The sequence below is a fragment of the Pseudoalteromonas sp. 2CM37A genome, from assembly GCF_023161885.1.
GTDB lineage: Bacteria > Pseudomonadota > Gammaproteobacteria > Enterobacterales > Alteromonadaceae > Pseudoalteromonas > Pseudoalteromonas atlantica.
In genome coordinates, this window is sequence record NZ_JALNTJ010000004.1 from 203,192 (window position 1) to 227,598 (window position 24,407).

Genomic DNA, 24,407 nt, shown 5'->3' on the forward strand with positions numbered 1-24,407 from the left:
TGTCTAATAGCAAAAAGTATCAGTATCAACTATATTGATATTCCTCTATTCCTCTATTCCTCTATTCCTCTATTCCTCTATTCCTCTATTCCTCTATTCCTCTATTCCTCTATTCCTCAAGAGCTACGTATTAATTTGATTACGTTGAAAAGTAAAATAAGTGACTATTGTATCTCTGCTGCACGACTATAAATAGGCAGCCTTAATAAAGGCTGCCTGCCATTTCGTATTTATTAATCGCGAGTTGGTGTTACCTTAAGTGAATAAACTTGTGGTTTTTTATGTACTTCTACAAAATTTTCACTGACATCCGATGTGTCTGATGCAGCTGATTTGGTTAAAAAAGGTGTTAATACTTTAGTGCTCTGTAGTAGCTCAGAATCAGAAGCAAAACCAAGCATTTCAAAGTCATCAATTATCCAGCCTCTAAAGCCATTGTAGAGCCCATCATTCGTTTGAAAGTCAAAACGAATGACAACTGATTGACCTACATAATCAGTTAGGTCTAGCTCTTCAAGCACCCAAACAGGTTTACGATTATAACCACCCGATGAGAATGGTTTTGCCTTACGGTCTGCCTCATTTGGATCAACAAAAGGGTTTAGCTTCTTAAGTGTTTCAAAGGTTTCACCGCTATCAGTACTTATTTGTACTTCCATGATATCAAATCCATTCTCATTCGGATTTACTGATTCAATTTCCCACCATGTTCTAAACTTAAGAAGCGCGGCACTAACTGATGTCAAGTCAATCGCAGGCGATACAAGCTGTCCTGAATTAGACTGCTCGGAACGCCCACCACTAAGAAGGTAATCATTACTATCTTGTGTACCTATGAACGTCCCCGTATCTGCCTGGCCATACCACCACGCACTGTTACCACTCGATGCTTTAGGTAATAAGGCTTTTGGACCTTCCTCATCTGGCGCTAGAGAAGTATACCCTCCATCAACTAGGATATTAGTAATACTATTATTTGCGAGGTCAACCCGACTCCAAAACCCTGTAAATTGCCAACTATTTTCACCTTCTTCAAAGCCATCAGAAAATATTATTTGCTCTTCTAAGTTTTGACTAACAAGTGTGAAATTCTCTAGACGCTCTTTACCTGCCAATATGATAACTTCTTCACGCAATGAGGTTGTATAACCAAATGCAGAAACTTCCATTATGAAAGATTCAATTTCACCACCACCCGAATCACTTTTTGAAATATTCGAAATAGAAAATTCACCATTACTATCAGTAGTTGAAGCTGCAAAGAAACCATTTGTTTGCTCACCACCAGAAATCCTTACAGAGGCACCTTCTAATGGATTACCGTTACCATCAACAACAAAACCACTTAAAGAGCCAACAGCACCAACTTCAGCAGATGCTAAATTTAAGGTTGTTTGAATTGTACTTTCATCATTAACGATGATTGAGATAACGGCTGTTTGGTAACCTTCTTGAGTGCCATATGCTTTATATGATCCCGCCTCTAAGTACATATTACTAACACCTAACGAATCTGTGTAGCTAGACATTTCAAAGCTTTGCCCTGTGTCAGATTCAAGGCTAATTTGCACGCCCACTTGCGGCTCAAGGGATACGGTGTCTTTTGCGGTTAATATGACTGTTGAGTACTCAAATTCATACTCCTTAACCACAGTAACCTCTGATCCACTCGTAGGGTTAAGCAAGTTAATAGTTGCAAGCAAGCGATGTCTTGAAGCGCTCGTATCAAGATCAACTAGTAATTCGCTTTCAGTTGTTGAACTAGATTTAACCGTTTGCCATTTAGCTGAGGCACCAAAAGACTGCAGTTCCCAATCAATATTTTCTATTTGTAAATCAGTATCTATAGAGCCAAATAATAGTTGTGTTTTAGCCGTAAAAGGATCAGGTATAGCATTTGAAATAATCACTTTGCTATCAATAATTGCCTGTGCTTTTTCTAAAGCTTTTTGTGCATTAACAATTGGAATTTGGTGAGCTAACGTCGCAATATTAGTCCCCTCATCCACACTATCTGATGGGGTAATATAACGCTCAGTCACAAACTCTGTTGCACTATCAATTAATATATTTTTTACCTCTTCGCCTGTAAAATCTGGGTAAATAGAATATATGAGTGAAGCCACCCCTGTTACTATAGCAGCACCTGAAGATGTCCCCGAAAAAGCACTTGTACCATCTCCATATTGACTATCTGTATAATATTGAAAATTTGACTTCAAGGTTTTATAAGAAGTCGGTGCTGCTATATCTACTGAGCTCCCATAGTTACTATAAAAAGGTAAACGGTTATCATCATCAACAACGGCAACAAACATCACGTTCTGCTGCTTTTGTAAATTACCGTTACTAGTAAAGTGAAGAGCTGAGCTATGTAAGCGTGCATCCACACCGTAAACACTGTTGCTGTTGCCCGCACCATTGCCGATGCCATTACCTGCAGACCACACTAACAACTTATCTAAATTACTTTCTGCTATTTTTCGGTAGGGTCTAGAAGCGACTAGAGCAAGCGTATTTCGCTCTTCTAAGCTAACAATGTTCGATGGGTCGAAAGAAACTGGAATATAACCAGGGATTGACCATGAGCTATTTACCGTCACAACACCTGCTTTTGATAATAAAGCTTTAAGGCTTTCTTTACCCCAATTACCTAAGATTAATTGAGAAGACCAGTTAATCCCAGACATGCCTGACCCATTATTGGTAGCGGCACCAATAGTACCTGCTACAGCTGTACCATGGTCAGAAACTTGGGACGTCAATACTTCAGAGTAGCGTCCTTTTAGCTCTGGATGGGTTGTATCAAAGCCACCATCAGAAATTGCTACCAAAACATCAGTGCTACCCGTTGAAAAGTCCCATGCAGCCGTTGCTAATATTTTCTCTAGATGCCAGTTATCGCCGCCATCAGTGAAGTCACTACCGTCATTTGGTATTGTATCTTCTTGTCGTAATACGTTCTGCCCTTCAAAAACACGGTTATCAACACTTGAAACGCCCTGCTCTAGCTTTAACAGCTCCATTACTTCTTTAGTCTTTAAATCACTTTCATCATATTCAACTAATAAGCCCTGTGTTTCGTCATAACCTTTTACAACTAACTGCTCATAATTAGCCACAAGCGTTTTAAGTGCATCCTTATCAAGTGAAGACGAGTAAACCCAAGATTGATTTGATATCGCCCCTATTAGCTCGTTAACTTCAGTAGTATCATCATTACCAGAAACTTTTAACACATCAAATTCAAAACTTGGAGTAATACTAAATGTTGTACTTTTAACGCTATCATTATCTTTTGACTGCGCAATTAATTTATACTCACCAACGGCAGTTGGAGTAAGAGTTACTGATTGATCTTCAGATTTAGTTAACGTTAATGCTGAAGTCTCTGGTTGCATTTCCACTTGCCAGTTGATTTCACCTAAGTCATCGTCAGAAATAAAATTAATAGCCACTTCTTGGTTTTGTACTGGCACAGAACTAAAGCTAATTGCGGTATTGCTTAGCTGTGCAAATACCGGATTAACTGTAATAATCACACTACCAGTGACCACCTCACCTGCAGAGTCTTTGACTGATAACTGAAACTCTAAATTTGCTTGCTCAGAGACATCTGGCGCTATAAATGAGGTCGAAGCAGTTGTTGATGTGTTCAACTCAACACTTGCCCCATCAATTTGAGACCATTCATATGATAACTCACTGCCTTCAGGGTCTGTTCCCTGAGCAGTTAAAACAACTTCAGTATTTTCATCAACACTTTGATCATCTCCCATTACTAACGCTGGAGGCTTATTTTGTAATGCTGTTGGTTCGACACTTTTATCATCACTTCCACACCCAACCAAAGACGTTATAGTGATCGCAAGTAGTAATTTTTTAAAATATTTAACTTCTGTATTTAATCCAAATTTAGTTTGTCGCATTCCTGCTCCTTTTTAAATCCATGATAAATATTTACTTAGCTAATAAAAACGATTTTACGTCTCTATAAAGATAGATAAATCCTCATAGAAACACGCTAAAATAGCGAGAGTAAATAATAGATTGATTGCGGCAGGAAGTTACAGTTCATGGTGAAGACGAGGTGCAACTTCCTTGTTGCTATGATTAGTATTTAATATAGTTAAGCTAATACTTCTATATACTAATCAATTTCTTATTTAAAGAGTAATTCTTTGTATAATTATTAAGCACTGGTTTTTTGATAATAAAAAACCGAACTTAATTAACATTAACATTACGAGAGAGAGAAAACCATAGTCTATCCTTCAAGATTGAATTTATATTAATATATTTTTTATTTGCTGTTTTAGCTTATTTTTATCCAGTGTTTGAGTATATTCGATTTGAAAAACACATCAACAATGATCGGCAATAGTTCTAGGAGAACAATAACCTTCGAGTTATCTTTGGTTATCGTCTACTATCATTTCATGTAGGGCACTGGCACAAAATAGAGTGTAGACATCACCTTATTAAGTATTGTGTTATGGTTTTGTAAAAAAATAGAAATGAGATCCGTTATTTTCCGCACTAAAAACGAGATGAATTGTATAGTTTTTTACAACTAAAGTAAAAATAAGGCGTGAGAGTAAAATATAAGCGGACTAATCTTTCACTTTATTGATATTTTTAATAATACCTAAACAGTAAAGTGTATTACCAAGTTCTTTACGCTGTGTTTTTTCACTTGAGGTTTTATTGGCTAAGCTAGTTAACATATCGTATCGTTTACGAAGAGTTAGTATATATCTGGCATGCTTACGGCATTCAAAGTAATGAGTACAGTGTGAATCGACCCAAAAACAAAGTACCTCAAACCAATATTGCTGCTCTTGAGCAAAAAAATAAATGCCTTAGAGCAAGTCCCGCACTTCTCTTCAATATCAACATAAAGTGCCCGAGGATAAATAGCATAGTTTTGCTTTTTTATATCAGCCAATATTACCGTATTAGGGAAGTATTTAAGGCTCGAGTAACGCCAGTGCGCATTCTCAATTGCTTCAATAGTCGAAGATGTATTGGTAATAATTGGTTTATCACCATACCTAGGATGGTTAAGGTACATCAGCTCGCCTACTTTAAGATCATGATTTTAATAATAAAAAGTAAATCACATAAAAGCAATAGTTATGCTGGCGTGCCTGCTTCATCACATTCTACAATATCGGTCTCGGTTAACGCCTGAGTAATCCATGTTTGCAATACGGGGCAGCGCATCACAAAATCGCAGTATTGCTGCGCCTCTGGTGATAGCGTTATTTGGTAGGTTTTTAAGCGCAGTACAATAGGCACATACATAGCATCTGCAATGCTAAAGTCGCCAAAAAACCATTCATTGGGAAACACATCTTGTTGCTGTGCAAATATCTCATCTATGCGAGCGATGTCTTTTAGTGCTTCGCTTGATGGTTCTACTTTACGGGTTGCGCGTATGTTCATTGGCATTTCATTACGAAGCGCCATAAAGCCTGAATGCATTTCAGCACTTAACGCGCGTGCTTTAGCTCTTTGGGTAATGTATTTTGGCCAGGCAGCACCAGATAAGTGTGCATCATTAATATATTCACAAATTGATAGCGAATCCCATACCTGTAAATCACCATCAATTAGCGCTGGCACTTTTTGTACAGCAAATATATTTTTTAGTTCATTGTAAAAATCAGGCGTGTCGAGTACGAGTTGGGTTTCACTAAATTTAACATCAAATTTACTCATTAAATACCATGCGCGTAATGACCAGCTAGAGTAGTTTTTATTACCGATAAATAATTGCATATTGTAAATACCAAAGTGAATAGACGCTCCTACCTTACTAGGTGATTAAACAACCAACAACACTTTGTTTTTCATTTTTGATGCTAAAACTTAAATTACTAAAAAATATGTTTAGTATCAGTTAGCTAACTGGCTATTCAAGTATTTTTTTAAAAGCCGCGTGTTACGGGTATTGGCTTTAAAAAATGCATCAAATATATCGCCAAAAAATGGCACTAAGCCACCTATAAAATCAATGAGCATATTAATAATCATTTTACTCTTTATATGTTTACTCACACCTAAGCGCTGCGCTTCTATTAGCACATAGCTTGATAAAATAAGTCCTGCAGCATCCCCTATTACGGGTATTAAGCCAATCACCGCCTCTAGCCCTATGTTAAATTTAGTAAAAGGGATGCCAATGCTGCTATCGGTATAATGACTAAACTTTTCCAAACGTTTTAATGTTGATTCATATTCAGCATGCGAGAGGTTAGTTTGAATATTTTTACTCATAATAGCTACTTTTTATGTGAGGTTGTAATATATAAACACTAAGGATATTAATACTTAATGAATTATTAAAAACTAATGGAATACTTTCAACGATGAATTTAATATAAAAAATATTAGTACGCCTACAGAATAAATACGGAAACATCTGCCCAAAATATAAAGTACCCTTGGGAGTTAATAATCTATAAAGACTACTTATATAAAAGAAAAGTGCTAGAGGAAGAATTGCGTACTTTTATAAGCAATTAAGGCACCTTATAAAAACAGGTACAGTTCACTTTACATACATTTTTTTCTTAGTTAAAATCTAAGAAAATTATGCAAGGATTGCCTATGAATAAATCTATTTATTTACCTCGATTAGCCATCCTATTGATTCTTTTTTGTGCTATTGTTTTTCCGGCCCTTAGTCAAGGAGAAGATATGTTTAGCTGGTTCAGAAAAAAGAAAGAAGTATTTTTAAGCCCTGAAGTCAACGGCGTCGTCACTGAAAATGGCATACCAATTGCTGATTTAGAAATAATACGTTCATTAACATATATTGATGGCGTTGAACGACTTGATTCTGTAATGACAGGAGATGACGGACGATTTCATTTATCAAAGAAAACTATACTTTCTTCTATCCCGAATAAATTAATTTCCGAAGACCGTGTCCACCAGAAGATTTTTATTCGTAAAGATAACAACTTAGTTATTGGTTTGTGGGGGGCCACACAACCAGGCATTTCAGAGTTACCTGAATTCACCAAAAAGCTTGATTTTTTAAAGTGTGAAATAACTAATCAATTGGTCAGATTTGAATTTAAAAATAACACCAATAAATACCTCAATAGAACTGCAACAAGCATTTGCAGATGGGATGAAGATTACAATCCTACATGGGTTATGGAAAACGGTGAAGAAAAGTACGAAATCCATAATGGCGATTTAAATGATTTAACAGAACGTTTTACAGGGAAGAAGGTTGAACTATGAATAAAACAATATCACCAAGCACAGCTGCTTCTGTCGCGAATAGAGTTTATGATATAAGAAAAAGTTATGACTTCAGCGGAGAGTTTCATAATGACTTTGTGAGAAACTTTAAAGTGACTAACAATCAAATTCAGGGGGTTAGTGGTGGGCTAATAAATCAGCTTTTGAACCGTACGACAGGCTTCGCTTTAACTGCTGAAGGTGTTTCATCACAATTCAAAAACCACCATATTATTGGCATTCGTGGAACCGTTTTCTCATCTTGTGCAGATTGGCTAACTAACTTAAATGTTGCAACTACCCTTGGTCCTAAAAATTTGGAAGTACATTCAGGCTTCGAGAAAGCCTTCACTAGTATGGAACCCATGTTTAATTCTTATATAAAAAAGCATAAACCAGAATTTTTGCATATTGTAGGGCACAGTTTAGGTGGTGCAATTGCTCAGCTTACTGCTATTTGGGCTAGCAAAAAAGGTATACCTACTAATTTATATACGTTTGGTGCGCCTAGGGTGGTATTAAGTAATTCAATACATTCAGCAGCAAATAATATCGGTCAATATCGAGTTACTCATGGCGCCGACCCTGTTCCTTGTGTACCTGCCTGGCCATTCAGCCATACCTCTAATGAATACCAAACTGCTATGAATGAAGGATCTTTTTTTAGTCTTGCCGCACACTCTATGGAAAAAAGTGAACCTGGTTACGTCAATACCGTCGCTGCATACAGTGATTATGCAAGTATGGAAAATTCTTTGAAGACCCTACATCATAATCATACTGTTCTAAAGTATTCATCGCGTTATAACGTAACCTTTTCACTTAAATGGCAACGAATAATTACAGACGGCTTAATAACTTTTTTAAAGAAAACAGGACAATACGCTTTTATTTCCGTCCAAGCGGGTTTAGGCCTCGGCCTAACTTTCTATGATACGCTTGCTCGATGTTTATTTGATTCTGTAGTCAAATTTGTAGAATTAACTGAAGAGTTAAAAGGCTTAATTGGTCATATGCTTGCATTTGTAGGAAAAAAAACTTACGAGGTTAAAGAACTAAGCAAACAGTTCATCAGGTGGGTGCTCGGTTTGATGATCAAAAAGCTTTATATGGTAGCAAAACAGGCAATTGATCTTATTTAAATTAAAATGAGCGCGGTTCGTAAAACCTAACCGCGCTCCCAGAAATGACTTAAACAGAGCCGTTTATCGGCCCATGTTCGTGGTTTACATGCGGATTTTGACCGCGTTGACGCAGTAAATGGTCCATTAATGTAATAGCCATCATTGCCTCAGCAATAGGAATTGCACGAATACCAACACACGGATCGTGGCGCCCTTTGGTGATCATCTCTACTGCTTCGTTTTCAGTATTAATACTTTTACCTGGAATAGTGATACTTGATGTAGGCTTAAGCGCAATAGAGGCAATAATATCTTGCCCTGTAGAAATACCAGCAAGTACGCCACCCGCGTGGTTTGAGGTAAAGCCTTCTGGGGTTAATTCATCACGATGCTCTGAGCCTTTTTGCTCAACCACATCAAAGCCATCGCCAATTTCTACACCTTTAACGGCATTAATGCTCATTAGTGAATGCGCAATTTCAGCATCTAGCCTATCAAATACAGGCTCGCCTAATCCTACCGGTACGTTGCTAGCCACTACTTTTACTTTAGCGCCCACTGAGTCACCTTGCTTTTTAAGGTCTCGCATGTATTCATCAAGCGCTTCTAGCTTACTTGCATCAGGGAAAAAGAATAAGTTGTTTTCAACTTCATCCCAGTCGTAACTTTCGGCTTTTATTGGCCCAAGTTGGCTTAAACATGCTTTTACTTCAATACCATGAAACTGCTTTAAGTATTTTTTAGCAATTGCGCCTGCCGCTACACGAATTGCGGTTTCACGCGCAGAAGAGCGACCACCGCCGCGATAATCGCGCAGGCCGTATTTGTGCCAGTAAGTGTAGTCGCCATGACCTGGGCGAAACACATCTTTAATTTTACCGTAGTCTTTTGAGCGCTGATCGGTATTTTCGATAAGTAAACCAATGCTTGTGCCTGTGGTTTTACCTTCAAAAACGCCTGAAAGAATTTTTATTTGATCGTCTTCTCGGCGCTGCGTTGTATAGCGGCTTTGCCCAGGTTTACGACGGTCTAAATCAATTTGTAAGTCAGCCTCTGTGATCTCAAGGCCTGCGGGAGCACCATCTACAACACCGCCTAGGGCAACGCCGTGGCTCTCACCAAAGGTGGACACTTTAAACAACTGCCCTATGCTATTACCTGCCATTAACTTTCCTCATTCCTAATGACTACAAAAGTTGCCGAGCATACGCTCGGCCTAAAATTTATTTTGCAAAATACGTATCAAGCTGCGCTTTGCTTATTACAAATACACCTAAGCCGCCTTGCTCAAACTCAACCCACTCAAATGGTGCGCCCGGATACAAAGCATCCATATGTACCATAGAGTTACCAACTTCTACAAATAACAAACCGTTATCAGTTAGATGATTGCTAGCATGCTCTAAAATAGTACGTGTAACGTCTAAGCCATCATGCCCAGATGCTAAACCAAGCTCAGGCTCATGATGAAATTCTCGTGGTAAATCAGCCATGTCCTCAGCATCAACATACGGTGGGTTGGCTACTATTAGGTCATACTTTTGCCCTGGCACTCCACTAAATACATCTGACTGAATAGGCAGTACGCGGTCACCTAGCATATAGTCGTTTATGTTTATATCTGCTACTTCAAGCGCTTCATACGAAATATCAACCGCATCTACTTGCGCCGTTTCAAACGCCTGAGCAAGCGCAATAGCAATACAAGCAGAGCCTGTGCATAAATCTAAAATACGGTTAACGCTTTGCGGCTGCTCAAGCCACGGTGAAAACTTATTAGCAATAAGTTCAGCAAACGGCGAGCGCGGAATAAGCACACGCTCATCAACATAAAATGGCATGCCCGCAAACCAAGCAATGTTTGTTAAATAAGGAACCGGCGTGCAGTCGTTTATACGCTCTGCGATTAACCCTGCTAGGCGGTTTTTTTCTGTGCTTGTTAACCGCGCATGCATTAACTCTTTGGGAGCATCAATAGGTAAACTTAGCGCAGGAAGTAATAAGCTAACTGCTTCATCCCACGCGTTATCTGTGCCATGTCCAAAAAATATTCCACTACTTGCAAATTGGCTTGTAGTCCAGCGTAACCAGTCATGTAACGTTGACAGTTCTGCAACAGCTTCATCAAGTGTTGCTTCTTCTATTTGTAAATCACTCATATTTTTTACCTGTTTTAGCTAACTGACTGTTTTGAGTCTTTGCGACGATTGCATTGCCTAACTGTGCTGAGCAAATTACAATTGCCCCTCACCTTTATATTGTACCGCCTTTTGCGCTGCGTTTTTACGTTTTTTTGTTTAGGTAAAATTTATGAAAAAAGACATCTCATCACAATCGTCCCTAAGCAATGACGACATTGACCTTTTTCGCCAAACAATTACAGGCGCTAAGGTGTTTAAACAAGATACCCATAGGTTTGATACAAAACCTAAGGTGTCACAAGCGAAGCAATTTGCCCAGCAAAAAAAGCAGGTTGAGTCTGAATTTTTCTTCTCTGACGAATATATTCCCGATATAGACACAAATAGCACCATTAATTACGTGCAAAATGGCCACGACTCTTTTTTAGCAAAACAGTTACGACGCGGCGACTTTGCGCCCGATTTAACACTCGACCTGCACGGGCTTAATAAAGAACGTGCAAAAGATGAACTCGCGGGGCTTATTCACGAGTGCAAAAAACAGCATTATTACTGCGCGTGCATAGTGCATGGCATTGGCGAGCGTGTTTTAAAACACAAAGTACCGCAGTATTTGGTACAGCACCCCGATGTAATTGCCATGCATCAAGCACCGCTAGAATACGGCGGGCGCGGTGCCGTGCTGATTTTAATTGATTTACCACAAAGCGATGAGTTTAGACGTTAATTAAAGGAAGAATACGTGCAAATTTTTTCGATTATTTTTCCCTTAATTTTTATTGTCGCACTGGGCTACACCTGTTGTTATTTTAAGTTTTTTAATCAGCAGCATATTGCCGGCTTAAGTAAATTTACTTTTTATGTGAGCTTACCCGCCTTTTTAATGCTCAATATGTCGCAAATAAATTTGCATCAAAGTATTAGCCTCGAAGCATTTTTAAGCTTTTATATTCCTGTATTAGCGGTATTTGCTTTGGGCATACTTATTGATAGGTACTATTTAACTAAACAAGCCAATGCTGGAAATTATCAACAGCATAGTGTGTTTGGTCTTGCCGGTAGTTATTCAAATATGGTGTTAGTGGGTATACCCATTGTTATTGCTTCACTTGGCAAAGACATGATTGCTATCGCCTTTATGATCATCACATTTCATAGCACGCTGCTTTTTGCGTTAACTTATTTAATAGGCGCGAAAGGAAACACAGCTGACTTCTCGTGGGCAAAATTTGCTAAAAACATGGTCCTTAACCCTATAGTGTTAAGTATTGGCTGTGGATTACTTTTAAATGTGTCGGGAATTACATTATTTGCGAATTTAGCCAATGCCTTAGAGCTACTCGCCAGCCCTGCTATTGCATGTGCTTTATTTGTGTTAGGCGCTAATTTGGTGTTTTATAAGGTGGCAGCAAATTGGCAGCCGGCCCTTATTTCTTCACTGTTAAAAATACTGATTTTACCTGCTGCTGTGTGTGTAGCAGCTACGTGGGTGTTTGTACTAGATACGCAAATTCGTAACGTACTGGTATTGCTGAGCGCCTCGCCTGTTGGCGTTAATGCGTATTTAATTGCAAGCCAATTAAATACGCATCAAGTTACGCTCGCCGGTGCAGTGGTGCTTTCAACGGTGCTTAGTGTTGTAAGCTTTTCGTTTTGGCTTGCTGTGCTTTTATAAAATCGCTTATTTAAGTGCGGCCACTACCGAAATTTCGACCAATAGCGCATCGCGCGCCATTTTAGCTTCAACACAGGCGCGTGCTGGTGCATAACCTTCTGGCACCCACGCATCCCATACAGCATTCATATCGGCAAAATATTCCATGCTCTTAACGTAAATAGTTGCGCTTAGCATATGCTTTTTAGAACTCCCCGCCTGCTCAAGTAAGGCCTCTACTTTGTCGAGCATAGTTTGCGTTTGCTCTGTAATGTTTTGCTCTGCATCGCTGCATACTTGTCCGCATAAATAAACGGTTCCATTATGTTTAACTATACGGCTCATGCGCGCACCCGTTTCAAGGCGTTCTATACTCATTGTTATCTCTTTTCTCTATATGTTGGCAGGCGCGTTAATATTTACATATTCACTGCGCTGTGAGGTTTCATCATACTGAATTACAGCAACCGCTGCGGTGTTAAAAATAGGCATATTACCCGGGCTGAGCTGATCAACTATATAGCTCACTATGGGCATATGGGCGACCACTAACCAGGTATTACACTGAGGATGCATGGCAATAAGTGTTTCTAAATAATCAGCTGCTATTTGTGGCTTTCCCTCGGGGATTATGTCGCTACAGGTTTCACTAAATTTAAATACATTGTTTTTTTCAACTTCTTTAGCCGTTTGCTGCGCGCGCGAGTAAGGACTTACCAATAACGCATCAACAGAAAAGTGTTTGTGTAGCCATAAGCCCATTTTTTCTGCTTCTGCATGGCCTTTCGGTGTTAGGTTTCTTGCTGCGTCGTTAGCTTGCATCGGTGTCGCTTCGCCGTGGCGCATAATTAAGATTGTTTTCATAAAAAATCAACCGATTAATGAATATAAAACAGTAGCCAGTTTGCCCATTTGTCCGCTATATTAACTATTATTCCAAAGAATAATTCTCTCATGATATTCAGGTAAATCTTTTCGCTATTTTTTCGCTGTCCTGAAGCTATCATCTGTTGTTAACAAGTAAACGTCTAGTTTCAGGAGCATCATTTGAATATCAGCCGCAATGATAACAGAGCATACCGCGCCATTACACTCGACAATGGGCTAAAAGTATTATTAGTGCAAGATAAAGATTCAACTAAAGCCGCTGCTTCTATGGCGGTTAACGCTGGCCATTTTGATGACCCCCTTGACAGGCAAGGCCTTGCACACTTTTTAGAGCATATGCTTTTTTTAGGTACCGACCAATACCCTGATTCTGGAAGCTTTAATAATTTTGTGTCTCAATCGGGCGGTAACACCAACGCCTGGACCGGCACTGAGCACACGTGCTATTACTTTGATATTAATAATCAAGCCATTGAAAAAGCCCTTGCGCAATTTAGCCGTTTTTTTATTGCCCCATTATTAAACCCAGCGGAAACCGAAAAAGAACGTAATGCCATAGAGGCTGAGTTTAAATTAAAAATAAAAGATGATGGGCGTCGTATTTATCAAGCTCATAAAGAAACCGTAAACCCAGCTCACCCCTTTGCTAAATTTTCGGTGGGTAATTTACATACCCTCGCCGATAGAGAGCGCTGTATAAGTGAGGAGTTAAGAGATTTTTTTAATAAGCACTATCAAGCGCAGTGGATGACACTGGTAATTTGTGCCAACGAACCGCTTGATACACTCGCGCAGTGGACACATCGTTATTTTAGTGGCATTAATGGCCATAAAGGTGCGCTTAAAGCCCCTATTGAGGAGCCATTATATCGCGCGCAAGATATTGGCAAAGTACTGCACATTGAACCACACAAGCACATGCAAAAACTCATTATTAGTTTTGCTATGCCAAATATCGATGACTTTTATCGCCACAAAACCGTCAGCTTTATAGCCCACTTACTAGGCTACGAAGGCGCAGGCTCGTTGTACTCTATTTTAAAAGAACAAGGGTGGATTAACGCACTTTCTGCCGGCGGCGGTATAAATGGCAGTAACTTTAAAGATTTTAACATTAGCATGGCGCTTACCGATGAAGGCATTGAATACTTTGAAGACATAATAGAAATTGTGTTTGAGTATATTTGCCTAATCAACGATAACACCGACAAACTACCGCGCCTGTATCAAGATAAAAAAAACCTGTTACAAATTGCGTTTGATAACCAAGAAAAATCGCGCTTAATAGATTGGGTAAGTAACCTAAGCATTAATATGCAACACTACGACGAAGCTAACTATGTGCAAGGCGATTACTTAATGGAGGGCTTTAATAAAGCCACTCACGAAATGGCGATGCAATGGCTTACCCCGCATAATATGCGCTTAGTACTTATTCATCCAGGCGTAGAGGCAGAGCACACCACCGCGTGGTACAACACCCCTTACAAAGTTGAGCCAATTTCGCCGCATTGGCTGGAGTCGCTTGCGCATATAAATAAACCGCTGAGCACTATGCTGCTGCCCACAGCAAACCCCTATTTAACAAAAGAAGTGGTGCTATACGAAGTCGAAAAACCTCAAACCAAGCCTTTACTGTTAGTTAAAGAGCCTGGGTTTGACTTTTGGTTTAAACAAGACAACACCTTTAGAGTGGCCAAAGGTCATTTTTATTTAGCAATGGACTCGCACTTTGCAGTAAAAGATGTAAAGCACATGGCATTAACGCGCCTTTTTAGTGACTTATTTATGGACAGTGTTGGCGAGCAATTTTACCCCGCAGAATTGGCAGGTTTAAGTTATCATTTAACCTCTCATCAAGGCGGGCTTACGTTGCACACTGCTGGGCTATCGACTAGTCAGCTAGAGTTGGTGGAGCAATTACTTGATGCGCTGTTTAATGTTGATATTTGCGCACGCCGCTTTGCCGAATACAAAAAGCAACTGGTAAGGCACTGGCGTAACAGCAACCAAAATAAACCCGTGAGTGAATTATTTAGCGTGTTAGGTGCCAAAATAATGCCATGGAACCCACAACCCGATGAGTTAGCCACTGCACTTAAAAATACATGTTTTCAGCAATTTAACGAATTTAGAGCCGATTTTTTTAAAGCCTTACATGTTGAGTCGTTTTTACACGGTAATTGGCAACAAACAGACGCGAAGGTATTTCATAAAAAAGTGGCAGAGCATTTAAAAAACGCCACGGCTATTGAGGATTTAACACGCCCGCTGCACGAGATAGACCAAGTGACTCGCTGCGAACTTGAACTGCCATGCAGTGATAACGCCATGGTCATTTACTACCAAGCACAAAGTGCAGAAGTGGATGAAAAAGTTAAATTAATGGCACTTAATCATATAATTAACCAAGACTATTTTAACGAGCTGAGAACCACACAACAGCTAGGTTACTTAGTTGGCTCTGGCTATGCACCATTTAACACCCGCGCCGGTATTGCTTTTTATATTCAATCACCAAAATTTGAAGCTCAGACTCTACTGCACAGGCATAATCATTTTGTAAGCCAGTTTATTGCTAACCTAGACTCCCTGGATGAAACAACATGGCAGCAGCATAAACAAGGTTTGACAACTCATATTGCTGAAAAAGATAAAAACTTACGGTTACGTTCACAGCGCTTTTGGCTGGCAATAGGCAATAAAGATCATGACTTTCATATGCAAAAACGCCTCCTAGAGGCACTGCACGCCCTCAGCCTAGAAGAAATGAAAAGCTATGCCATAGCTACTTTTTCTAAAGATAGGCCAAGGTATGAGTTATTAAGTAGCGCAAAAGTAAATAAATCGCAAAAAATGCCGCTTTGCTCGCAATCTCTTTGACTCTGCAAGTGGCATGATTTAAATTATCATTTGTTAATTAGTAGTAATAAAACAAATGATAAAAATAACAACAATAAAATGTGGTTTTTACTGGTTGCTGCTAAGCCTAGCACCCGCAGCGGTTGCCTTTGAACACGCCTTTAATATAAATACCAACACCGTTTTAATTATTGCCAGTGCCCTACTTGCGCTGGCTTTGCCATACCTATTATTTGTAATTTATAAATTAAAGCGCTCTCGGTTACAGCACAGCCTCTCGGAAAAGCGCTTAAAAAGCACGGTTGAAGGCAGTGGCGATACGCTTTGGGATTGGAATATAAAAACTGGCGAAGTTATTCGTATTAACGATAAATACATGATGGATTCAACAACGTTAATGGGTTTTCCGCCAAACAAAAGCTTGATCCACCCACACGATATTGCCTCAGTAGAGCATTTATTAAAAAAACACTTTGCTCAAAAGTCTGCTTTTTTTGAAGCCACTTACCGTATTAAAGACACCTTTGGCCACTGGCACTGGGTATTAGACCGCGGAAAAATAATAGAAAAAGATGCCAACTTAGCGCCACTGAGAATGACCGGCACAGTGCGCGATATTTCAGTGTTAAAATCAACACAAGAGCGCCTCAATTTATTTGCTAAGTGTGTAGAATCACTCACTGATGCACTTGCTATATATGATAAAAACTTTAACTTAGTTGATATTAATCCCAGCTTTTTAACGCTTTTTGGTGGCGTTAGAGAGCAATATCTCAAAAAGCCTTTTAACTTACCTGGTTACGATAAAAGCTACACAGAAAACATTAAAAATATAGTACGAGAGCGGGAGCGAATTCAACAAGAGGTAAAACTGCGCAATAGTGAGCGAGTGTTACTGCCCATAGAGATTTCTATTGATGAGATAAAAAACGATCAACACCAAATAACAAACTATGTAGTGGTTTATTCAGATTTAACCGAACGTAAAAATGCACAATCGCAACTGCATAATTTATCAAATAGAGACCGTACGACCAGTTTACCTAACAGAAATTTATTTTTTACTGACCTACAAAAGCTAGTAAAACAAAATACCCACCATGCCCTTTTGGTATTTGATTTAGATAACTTTAAAAAGATTAATGATTCATTAGGCCACCAGCTAGGCGACAGCCTATTAGCAAAACTGGCTATGCGATTAAATAAATTAACCCGTGAGAATGATGTTTTTTACCGCTTAGGGGGTGATGAATTTGCCTTAGTTATGGCAGATACTAATGATATCCATGTTATTACTCGCATGGCAAAGCAATTTTTAGCTGCAATTGCGACCCCATTTAAAATGGCAGGCCACGAGCTCGCTATTACCTCAAGCGTAGGCATAGTGTTATTCCCTGAAGATGGCAGTACCCCAGAGCTGTTATTAAAAAACGCAGATACCGCAATGTATCATGCTAAAAAGAAAGGCAATAGTTACCTGTTTTTTAACGACACCATGAACCGCCAAGCGGTTAAACGCTTACAAATAGAAAACCTAATGCGCTTTGGTCTAAAAGAAAACCATTTTGAAGTGTATTACCAACCAAAAATGAATATTCGCACAGGTAAACTTACCGGAATGGAAGCATTAGTGCGCTTTATAACCCCTAAAAAAGGCGTTATTAGCCCCGGTGTATTTATTCCTATTGCAGAGGAAACCGGCCAAATAATAGAAATTGGTGAAGTGGTTTTAAACAAAGCGTGTCGCGATGTAAAACAATGGCTAGACGATGGGCTATTTAGCGGCCGCGTTGCAGTTAACTTATCGGCTAAGCAGTTTAGCTTGCCAGATTTAACGACCCGTATTGACGTGATATTGCAAAAAAACGAGCTACCTTCTTACTTTTTAGAGCTGGAAATTACCGAAGGCACGGTAATGGACGACCCACAAGAAGCCATTGCAATTATGCGCTCGCTAAGTGCCCGTGGTATTCATTTAGCCATGGACGATTTTGGTACAGGTTATTCATCTTTAGCGTACTTAAAACAATTTCCGCTGAATACCTTAAAAGTAGATAAAGCATTTATTGATGACATGAAAACCGAACGTGGCCGCAACATGGTTGACTCTATCGTGACGATTGCGCAAAACCTCGATTTACATGTGGTTGCTGAAGGTGTGGAGCAAGCAAGCCAAATTGACATACTAAAAACGCTAAATTGTGAAACCGTACAGGGCTACTTCTATTCAAAACCGCTTTCAAAAGATGAGTTTACGGCCTTTTTGAAACAGCAACAAAGCAACTCTACGCCAAGCCTTATTAGTGCTAATAAACATTTAGCGCAAATAAGGTAATGTTACGGGCGCCATATACACACACCAGCGCCTACGTTGCGTATAAAAGCACGCCTGTAATGCAAACCAAATAAGCACCATGCGCCAGGGCCGATTAGTGCCCCTAATAAAATCCACCGTTTAATTGGCATACCTTTTTTAAGCGCTTGAATGTAAATGACCAAAGCACATAGAGCGTTAATAAAAACGAAAAGCAAACATCACCCCAACTGAGCTCAAAACAACGCTGCGCATTTTAACGGCAAATAACACACTTTTAAAGCAGCAGGCTTGATAAGCCAATGAGTCGCCATTTTAGTTTTCAGCGCATATAAGTTAAGTATCGATGCAGATTACTATTACCTAGTTTAAAAATTTAGCCATAAAAAAAGCCGGCATAGCGCCAGCTTTATTGTATAGCTTGGGTTACTTTTCAGCGCGACCCATAAATTTGTGCTCAACCGTATTAATACGGATACGGTCGCCCGTAGATATATGCTCAGGCACCGAAATGGTTAAACCCGTGCTCAGGCGTGCAGGCTTAGAGCGTGCACTGGCAGAAGCGCCTTTGATTGAAGGGTCTGTTTCTTCAACAACCAGCTCTACGCTTGATGGCAAATCTAAACCTACAGGCGAGCCATCAATCACAATAACGTGTACGCCTTGCGTTTCTTCGTTAACGAATTGAATCTCTTCTGCAATCGCCTCTTTGTTTAAGTTATACGGCGTGTAGTCTTCGTTATCCATAAACACGTATTCATCGCCATCAATGTACGAAAGCATTGCTTCGCGGCGAGTTAAATCTGCTAGGGTTAGCATGTCGCTGTCTTTGAAGGTTTCGTCTACTTTTGCACCTGTTACTACATCGTATAAACGCATACGGTACAAACTACCGCCTGCACGGCCTTGTGGAACTGAACGTACAATATCTTTAACTACCAACACGCGATTATTAAACTCAATCGCGGTTCCTTTTTTAACTTCACTCGCCTTTGGCATGGGGGTTTTCCTATTATTTTTTTGATTGCCAGAAACATACCACGAACTGGGTATTGTTCAACTAAAAATACGTTAATTTGGGGCTGCATTTGATATAGACTTGCAAATTTTTAATTTAAAACTAAATACCTATAATCAAAAGCGAAAAAAACTGCTATGGTATCTCTACCGAGTATGACTTCAAGGATTGGATCATGGACCAAAACACAGTACATGAGTATTTAGTAAAGAAGCCCTTGGTGCAAGTGACAAAACCATTTGCTCAAGAGGTTGATGTTTATAAAGTAAATCATAAAATGTTTGCCACCCTTGCCTTAGGTAATGATGGAGACGTAAATGATGATGGAGATCCTATTTGGTGGCTTAATTTAAAGTGCGATCCCGATGAAGCACTTAAATTGCGTGATATTTTTCCTGCGGTGATCCCTGGCTATCATATGAACAAGCGGCTTTGGAATACGGTGATATTAGATGGCTCTATTCCACAAGGCGAAATTGAAAGAATGATCGATAATTCGTTCAAATTAGTTGTTGAGAATATGCCAGAAAAAGACCGTAAAGCAATTGAAGCACATCTATAGAAACCACCATCACGGGCTAGCTTGCTAGCCCTATTTGCTACAATTTTAATGTATATATCAAATCATCATAACGTGTATTATTAATAGTGTGCGCTTGCGTATTAATGCCAGTTAACGTTAATCCACACTTTTGTAATACCTTTTCAGACCCTATATTCCCCTTTGTAACCACGGCTTTAAACTGTGTAATACCGCATTGTTGCCATGCCCACTCAATCACGGCACGCAATGACTCACTGGCAAAGCCTTGATTATAATACGCGGGTAAAAACAAATAGCCTAGCTCAGCTTGCTCAAGTTCGTATGTAAACCCCGTTACACCCATGGGCTCATTTGAATGCTTATCAAATACCACAAGGCAAAGTGGATGAGTAGAAGTGCTATCCCAGCTTTTTAAACGTTGTTCAAAGCGGCTGCGTACAAACGCTTCGCTGGGCATATCGTAGCAATAACGGATCACGGTAGGATTTTGATGTAACTGCAAAAATAATGGCCAATCACTGCTTTGAAGCGGGCGCATTGCCAATCGTGCTGTAAACAACTGCATAATGGTTTACCTCTTATCTGCTTAGCTGCAAAATAAGCTAACATACTTTATAGCAAGCCACTTAATTATAAGACTTATTTGAGGGTAAAAACCTGTCGATAACTAAATAAAAACTGCCAATTTAGGTTTTATAAATGCACGTTTTTAACACAGGTAGCGACACGTTTAGCCCCGCAGAATAATTAAGTATTATTGCGGGTTGGTATTATTGCGCCCTAGAATTCTATATTTACAAATAGCAGATATAAAAAAACCGCATATAATGCGGTTTTTTTAATCAAGCTGTTTTACGAGTCTTGTTTTGGTGAGTCAACGCTCTCTTCTTGAGGTTGCTCATCAGCAGGCTCTGCTTCTATTGCTTGTTCAGCAACAGGTGCTGGGCTTGGCTCATCTGCAACAGGCTGCGTTTGATAAAACTTAGCGCCTGATTCAGCCATACTTACTAACGTGTCGCATGGGGCAAAATTTGCATTGCTATTAGCTAATGTAGACATTTCAGAGCTAACCTTGCTGGCGCCCAATTTATCCATATAGCTAAACGGTCCACCTAAAAACGGTGGGAAGCCAATACCAAATATAGCGCCAATGTCGCCATCACGTGGGCTGGCAATAATGCCATCGTCTAAACAACGCACGGCTTCGTTAAGCATTTGTGATACACAACGCTTAGCAATTTCGCTTTTATTTAAACGCGGTGCAGGGGTTACACCTAATAGCTCATACACTGACTCGTCAACTTTTTTGCTCTTTTTATCGTACTCATAAAAGCCACGACCCGTTTTGCGGCCTAGGCGTTTTGAATCAATCATACGAGAAAATGCATCAGGCGCTTTAAATCGCTCGCCTAATTCTTTTTCAAGAATTGGGGCAATTTTAGAGCCTATATCAATCCCTACTTCATCCAGTAAAGCAAGCGGCCCTACTGGGAAACCAAACTCTACAAGGGCTGCATCAATTTTTTCAATTGGCTCACCGGCAAGCATTAAATTAGCTGCTTCATTTACATAAGGCGCTAAAATACGGTTTACGTAAAAACCTGCCATGTCTTTTACCACAATGGGCGTTTTACCTTGCTTACGTGCAAAGTTAACTACGCGCGCTATAGTCTCTTGTGAAGTCCCTTCGTGCGGAATAATCTCCACTAATGGCATTTTTTCAACTGGCGAGAAGTAATGCAGGCCAATCACGTTTTCAGGGCGCTGTGCCTGTGCTGCAATTTGTGAAATAGGCAGTGATGACGTGTTACTTGCAAAAATAGTATTGCTTTGGCATTGCTGCTCTATATCGGCAACCATACCTTGCTTTAAGGCTAAATCTTCAAATACAGCTTCTACTACTAAATCAATGTGTTTAAAGCCACTGTAGTCGGTAGTACCGGTAATACGGTTCATTGTTAACTGCATATCAGCTTTAGACATAATGCGGCGTTTAAGGCGCTTATCTAAAATTTTGTAGGTGTAGTTCATGGCATTACTAATGCCCTGCTCTGCTACATCTTTAATACGTACAGGGACTTTGGCTTTTACTGCGCTTACATGCGCAATACCTGCCCCCATTAGGCCGCCACCTAAAACAGCGGTTTTACTGATTGCTGGCGCATCGTCGTTGCGCCACTCTTTTTTCATTTCAGTGGTTGCAAAGAAAATACCGCGAAGCGCTTTAGATTCATCACTCATTACAAGTGTTGCAAAGCTTTCAGCTTCTGTTTTGTATGCTTTTAATTTATCCAGCTCTACACTTGCACGCACAGCCTTAATAATTGCAAGCGGCGCTGGGTAATGTCCGCCGGTTTTTTTAAGGACGTTTTCTTTGGCTTTTTTAAAGATAAAGTTGCGGCCAAACGGGTTTGACTCTAATAATTTGCTTACTTTATCAAGCTTTGGCTCTTTATCTGCTGGCTTTTTCTTAGCTGCAAATTCTTTAGCGACTTTTAGCAATACACTTTGTGGTACTACATCATCTAATACGCCTGCTTTTTTAGCCTGCTTAGGGCGAATTTGCTTGCCAGTTAGCATCCATTCAAGTGCTTTTTGAATGCCTACAATTTTAGTTAAACGCTGCGTACCGCCGCCACCTGGTAATAAACCAAGTTGTACTTCTGGCAGGCCTACTTTAGTCATATCGCTATCTGTGCCTACGCGGTAATCACACGCTAAAGCAAACTCTAAACCACCACCAAGCGCAGCACCATGTATTGCACTTACTGTTGTATAAGGTAGTTTTGTCATATCAAAAAAGGCTTGATGACAAAGTTCACTAATTGCTAACGCATCTTCACGCTTTTGCACGCTATCAAGCATTTTTACATCAGCGCCCGCGATAAAGTTATCGCTTTTACCACTTATAAATACCATTCCCTTTACTGACTCTTGTTTTGCTTGTTCAAGTAAAGCTTTTAAGTCATCAGCGAATGAGTCGCGCAGGGTATTCATTTTCTCACCCGGCACATCAATGGTTACTACGGCAATTTTGTTTTCATCTACCGTTAAATTAAATACTGAATCTGTCATTACGCGCTCTCCAATACAAAGGCTGCACCTAAACCACCAGCAGCACACGCTGTTGTTAATGCTAAACCGCCACCACGACGTTTAAGCTCGTGTAAGCTTTGCGTAATTAAGCGAGCACCGGTTGCAGCAAATGGGTGACCATATGCCAGTGAGCCGCCGTTAACGTTAAACTTATCCATGTTAATTTCGCCAATTGCTTTGCTACGACCAAGTTGCTCTTGCGCAAACTTATCTGATGCAAACATTTTCATATTGGCAAGTGTTTGCGATGCAAAGGCTTCGTGCATTTCAATTAAATCTAAATCAGCAAGTGTAATTCCTGCTCTATCAAGTGCGATAGGCGTTGAATGCGCTGGGCCCATTAGCATGTCTTTTTCTACACCAATTGCCGAAAACGCAAAGCTACGTACATAACCTAAAATTTCGTAGCCTAGTGCTTTTGCTTTGCTTTCGCTCATCATCAGTACGGCGGCTGCACCATCGGTTAATGGTGTTGCATTTGCAGCGGTAACCGAGCCATGTTGGCGGTCAAATACTGGTTTAAGCTTAGCGTAGCCTTCAACTGTAGAATTTTTACGAATGTTATTATCTTCTTCAATAAAGCTTTTATATGGCGGTAAGTGCGCCGTCATTACTTCATCTTTTAACTTGCCGTCGGCCCATGCTTGGGTTGCAAGTGAATGCGAGCGATGCGCTAGTGCATCTTGATCTTCACGGCTTATATTATGTGTTTTAGCCATTTGCTCAGCAGTTTGCCCCATTGAAAGGCCTGTTGAGTACTCAGCAACCGCAGGCGGTACTGGTAATAAATCTTTTAAACGCAGTTTTGAGAATATTTGTAAACGCTGGCCTAAGGTACGTGCTTTGTTTAAATCAACTAAGCTACCTGCCAATTTTTTACTTACGCCAATAGGTAATACTGAAGATGAGTCGGCGCCACCGGCGATACCTACATTTACAGAGCCTGCCATAATAGACTCAGCTACATTAGCAATGGCCTGAAAGCTGGTAGCACACGCGCGCGATACTGAATACGCGTCTACGCCTACTGGCATACCCGTACCTAAAACAATTTCACGTGCAATATTTGGCGCTTCTGGCATTTGTACTACTTGACCAAATACAAGTTGATCGATTTCTGACTTGTCGAAATTTAATCGTTCAAGCATTTCGTTAACCACCAACTTACCCATATCAAGGGCTGGTACATGGTGAAACGCTGTTGCTTGTTTTGCAAAAGGAGTACGTAAGCCGCTAACGATGGCAATACGGTCGCCTTTTGGTGTTTTTAGTATGTTTTGCTCAGACATTTATGCTCTCCCGCTGACAGGTCTGACCTGTTTGTTTTCCTCGATTCTAAACAACCCGTGTGCTAAAGCCAATAGATAAACACAAATTTATACAAAAGCACTAAAGGTAGATATATACATAGTGCTTAATATTGACTACCACAATAGGCTTTTTTACGCGTTTTTACAAAGTTTTGTGGTACGCTAAAAACCGTTAAAAAATAACGAACTATTTTTA

General features: G+C 39.9%; 18 protein-coding genes. 7 read left to right on the top strand and 11 right to left on the bottom strand.

Features of this window, described 5'->3' with window-relative positions:
* Positions 1-233: 233 nt before the first annotated feature.
* The 3 genes from MTF68_RS11005 to MTF68_RS11015 all read right to left on the bottom strand — a co-directional run bounded on the left by MTF68_RS11005 (position 234) and on the right by MTF68_RS11015 (position 6,282).
* Positions 234-3,929 (bottom strand): S8 family serine peptidase, encoded by a 3,696-nt coding sequence (locus tag MTF68_RS11005; RefSeq protein ID WP_248462507.1) that lies wholly within the window; start codon positions 3,927-3,929, stop codon positions 234-236.
* 1,207 nt (positions 3,930-5,136) lie between these two features.
* On the bottom strand, positions 5,137-5,784 hold the full coding sequence (locus MTF68_RS11010; RefSeq protein WP_248462508.1) for a glutathione S-transferase family protein: 648 nt from the start codon (positions 5,782-5,784) through the stop codon (positions 5,137-5,139).
* Between the two features lie 117 nt (positions 5,785-5,901).
* Complete coding sequence (locus tag MTF68_RS11015) at positions 5,902-6,282, bottom strand: DUF4112 domain-containing protein (protein ID WP_248462509.1); 381 nt, start codon at positions 6,280-6,282, stop codon at positions 5,902-5,904.
* Between the two features lie 333 nt (positions 6,283-6,615).
* Here MTF68_RS11015 and MTF68_RS11020 point away from each other — a divergent pair, with 333 nt between their 5' ends.
* Both MTF68_RS11020 and MTF68_RS11025 read left to right on the top strand, forming a co-directional pair.
* Positions 6,616-7,260 carry a DUF6795 domain-containing protein gene (locus MTF68_RS11020; RefSeq protein WP_138577462.1) on the top strand — a complete coding sequence of 215 codons (645 nt, stop codon included), beginning with the start codon at positions 6,616-6,618 and terminating at the stop codon, positions 7,258-7,260.
* Positions 7,257-8,402: a lipase family protein gene (locus tag MTF68_RS11025; RefSeq protein ID WP_138577464.1), complete on the top strand. Its 1,146-nt coding sequence runs from the start codon at positions 7,257-7,259 to the stop codon at positions 8,400-8,402. The genes MTF68_RS11020 and MTF68_RS11025 overlap by 4 nt, the downstream gene beginning before the upstream one ends.
* A 49-nt stretch (positions 8,403-8,451) precedes the next feature.
* Here MTF68_RS11025 and aroC read toward each other — a convergent pair whose 3' ends face one another.
* Positions 8,452-9,549 (bottom strand): chorismate synthase, encoded by a 1,098-nt coding sequence (gene aroC / locus MTF68_RS11030; RefSeq protein ID WP_064386798.1) that lies wholly within the window; start codon positions 9,547-9,549, stop codon positions 8,452-8,454.
* A gap of 58 nt (positions 9,550-9,607) precedes the next feature.
* Complete coding sequence (gene prmB / locus MTF68_RS11035) at positions 9,608-10,543, bottom strand: 50S ribosomal protein L3 N(5)-glutamine methyltransferase (RefSeq protein WP_248462510.1); 936 nt, start codon at positions 10,541-10,543, stop codon at positions 9,608-9,610.
* A gap of 151 nt (positions 10,544-10,694) precedes the next feature.
* Between prmB and smrB the strand changes: the two genes are divergently transcribed.
* Together smrB and MTF68_RS11045 are read left to right on the top strand one after the other, a co-directional pair.
* Positions 10,695-11,252: an endonuclease SmrB gene (gene smrB / locus MTF68_RS11040; protein WP_024031888.1), complete on the top strand. Its 558-nt coding sequence runs from the start codon at positions 10,695-10,697 to the stop codon at positions 11,250-11,252.
* A 15-nt stretch (positions 11,253-11,267) separates the two neighbouring features.
* Complete coding sequence (locus MTF68_RS11045) at positions 11,268-12,200, top strand: AEC family transporter (protein ID WP_055253036.1); 933 nt, start codon at positions 11,268-11,270, stop codon at positions 12,198-12,200.
* A 6-nt stretch (positions 12,201-12,206) separates the two neighbouring features.
* Here MTF68_RS11045 and MTF68_RS11050 read toward each other — a convergent pair whose 3' ends face one another.
* Positions 12,207-12,557: a RidA family protein gene (locus tag MTF68_RS11050; RefSeq protein ID WP_004587297.1), complete on the bottom strand. Its 351-nt coding sequence runs from the start codon at positions 12,555-12,557 to the stop codon at positions 12,207-12,209.
* Between the two features lie 15 nt (positions 12,558-12,572).
* Positions 12,573-13,043 (bottom strand): phosphohistidine phosphatase SixA, encoded by a 471-nt coding sequence (gene sixA, locus MTF68_RS11055; RefSeq protein ID WP_004587298.1) that lies wholly within the window; start codon positions 13,041-13,043, stop codon positions 12,573-12,575.
* 183 nt (positions 13,044-13,226) lie between these two features.
* On the opposite strand from sixA, the gene MTF68_RS11060 reads away from it, so the two are divergent.
* Positions 13,227-15,950, top strand: coding sequence for an insulinase family protein (locus MTF68_RS11060; protein WP_248462511.1), 2,724 nt, complete (start codon positions 13,227-13,229; stop codon positions 15,948-15,950).
* Positions 15,951-16,005: 55 nt separating this feature from the next.
* Positions 16,006-18,264, top strand: a complete 2,259-nt coding sequence (locus tag MTF68_RS11065; protein ID WP_024031884.1) for an EAL domain-containing protein — start codon at positions 16,006-16,008, stop codon at positions 18,262-18,264.
* 405 nt (positions 18,265-18,669) lie between these two features.
* Here MTF68_RS11065 and yeiP read toward each other — a convergent pair whose 3' ends face one another.
* A complete protein-coding gene (gene yeiP / locus MTF68_RS11075) occupies positions 18,670-19,242 on the bottom strand; it encodes an elongation factor P-like protein YeiP (RefSeq protein WP_004587302.1) in 573 nt (190 codons plus the stop codon).
* Positions 19,243-19,436: 194 nt separating this feature from the next.
* Here yeiP and MTF68_RS11080 point away from each other — a divergent pair, with 194 nt between their 5' ends.
* Positions 19,437-19,823, top strand: coding sequence for an MmcQ/YjbR family DNA-binding protein (locus MTF68_RS11080; RefSeq protein WP_004587303.1), 387 nt, complete (start codon positions 19,437-19,439; stop codon positions 19,821-19,823).
* 37 nt (positions 19,824-19,860) lie between these two features.
* On the opposite strand, the gene MTF68_RS11085 is transcribed toward MTF68_RS11080, so the two are convergent.
* From MTF68_RS11085 to fadI, 3 genes are all read right to left on the bottom strand, one after another.
* Positions 19,861-20,370, bottom strand: coding sequence for a GNAT family N-acetyltransferase (locus MTF68_RS11085; RefSeq protein ID WP_248462515.1), 510 nt, complete (start codon positions 20,368-20,370; stop codon positions 19,861-19,863).
* 287 nt (positions 20,371-20,657) lie between these two features.
* Positions 20,658-22,880, bottom strand: coding sequence for a fatty acid oxidation complex subunit alpha FadJ (fadJ, locus tag MTF68_RS11090; protein WP_055253032.1), 2,223 nt, complete (start codon positions 22,878-22,880; stop codon positions 20,658-20,660).
* Entirely contained in the window at positions 22,880-24,190 is a 1,311-nt protein-coding gene (gene fadI / locus MTF68_RS11095) for an acetyl-CoA C-acyltransferase FadI (protein WP_024031879.1), read from the bottom strand. The genes fadJ and fadI overlap by 1 nt, the downstream gene beginning before the upstream one ends.
* Positions 24,191-24,407: the final 217 nt, after the last annotated feature.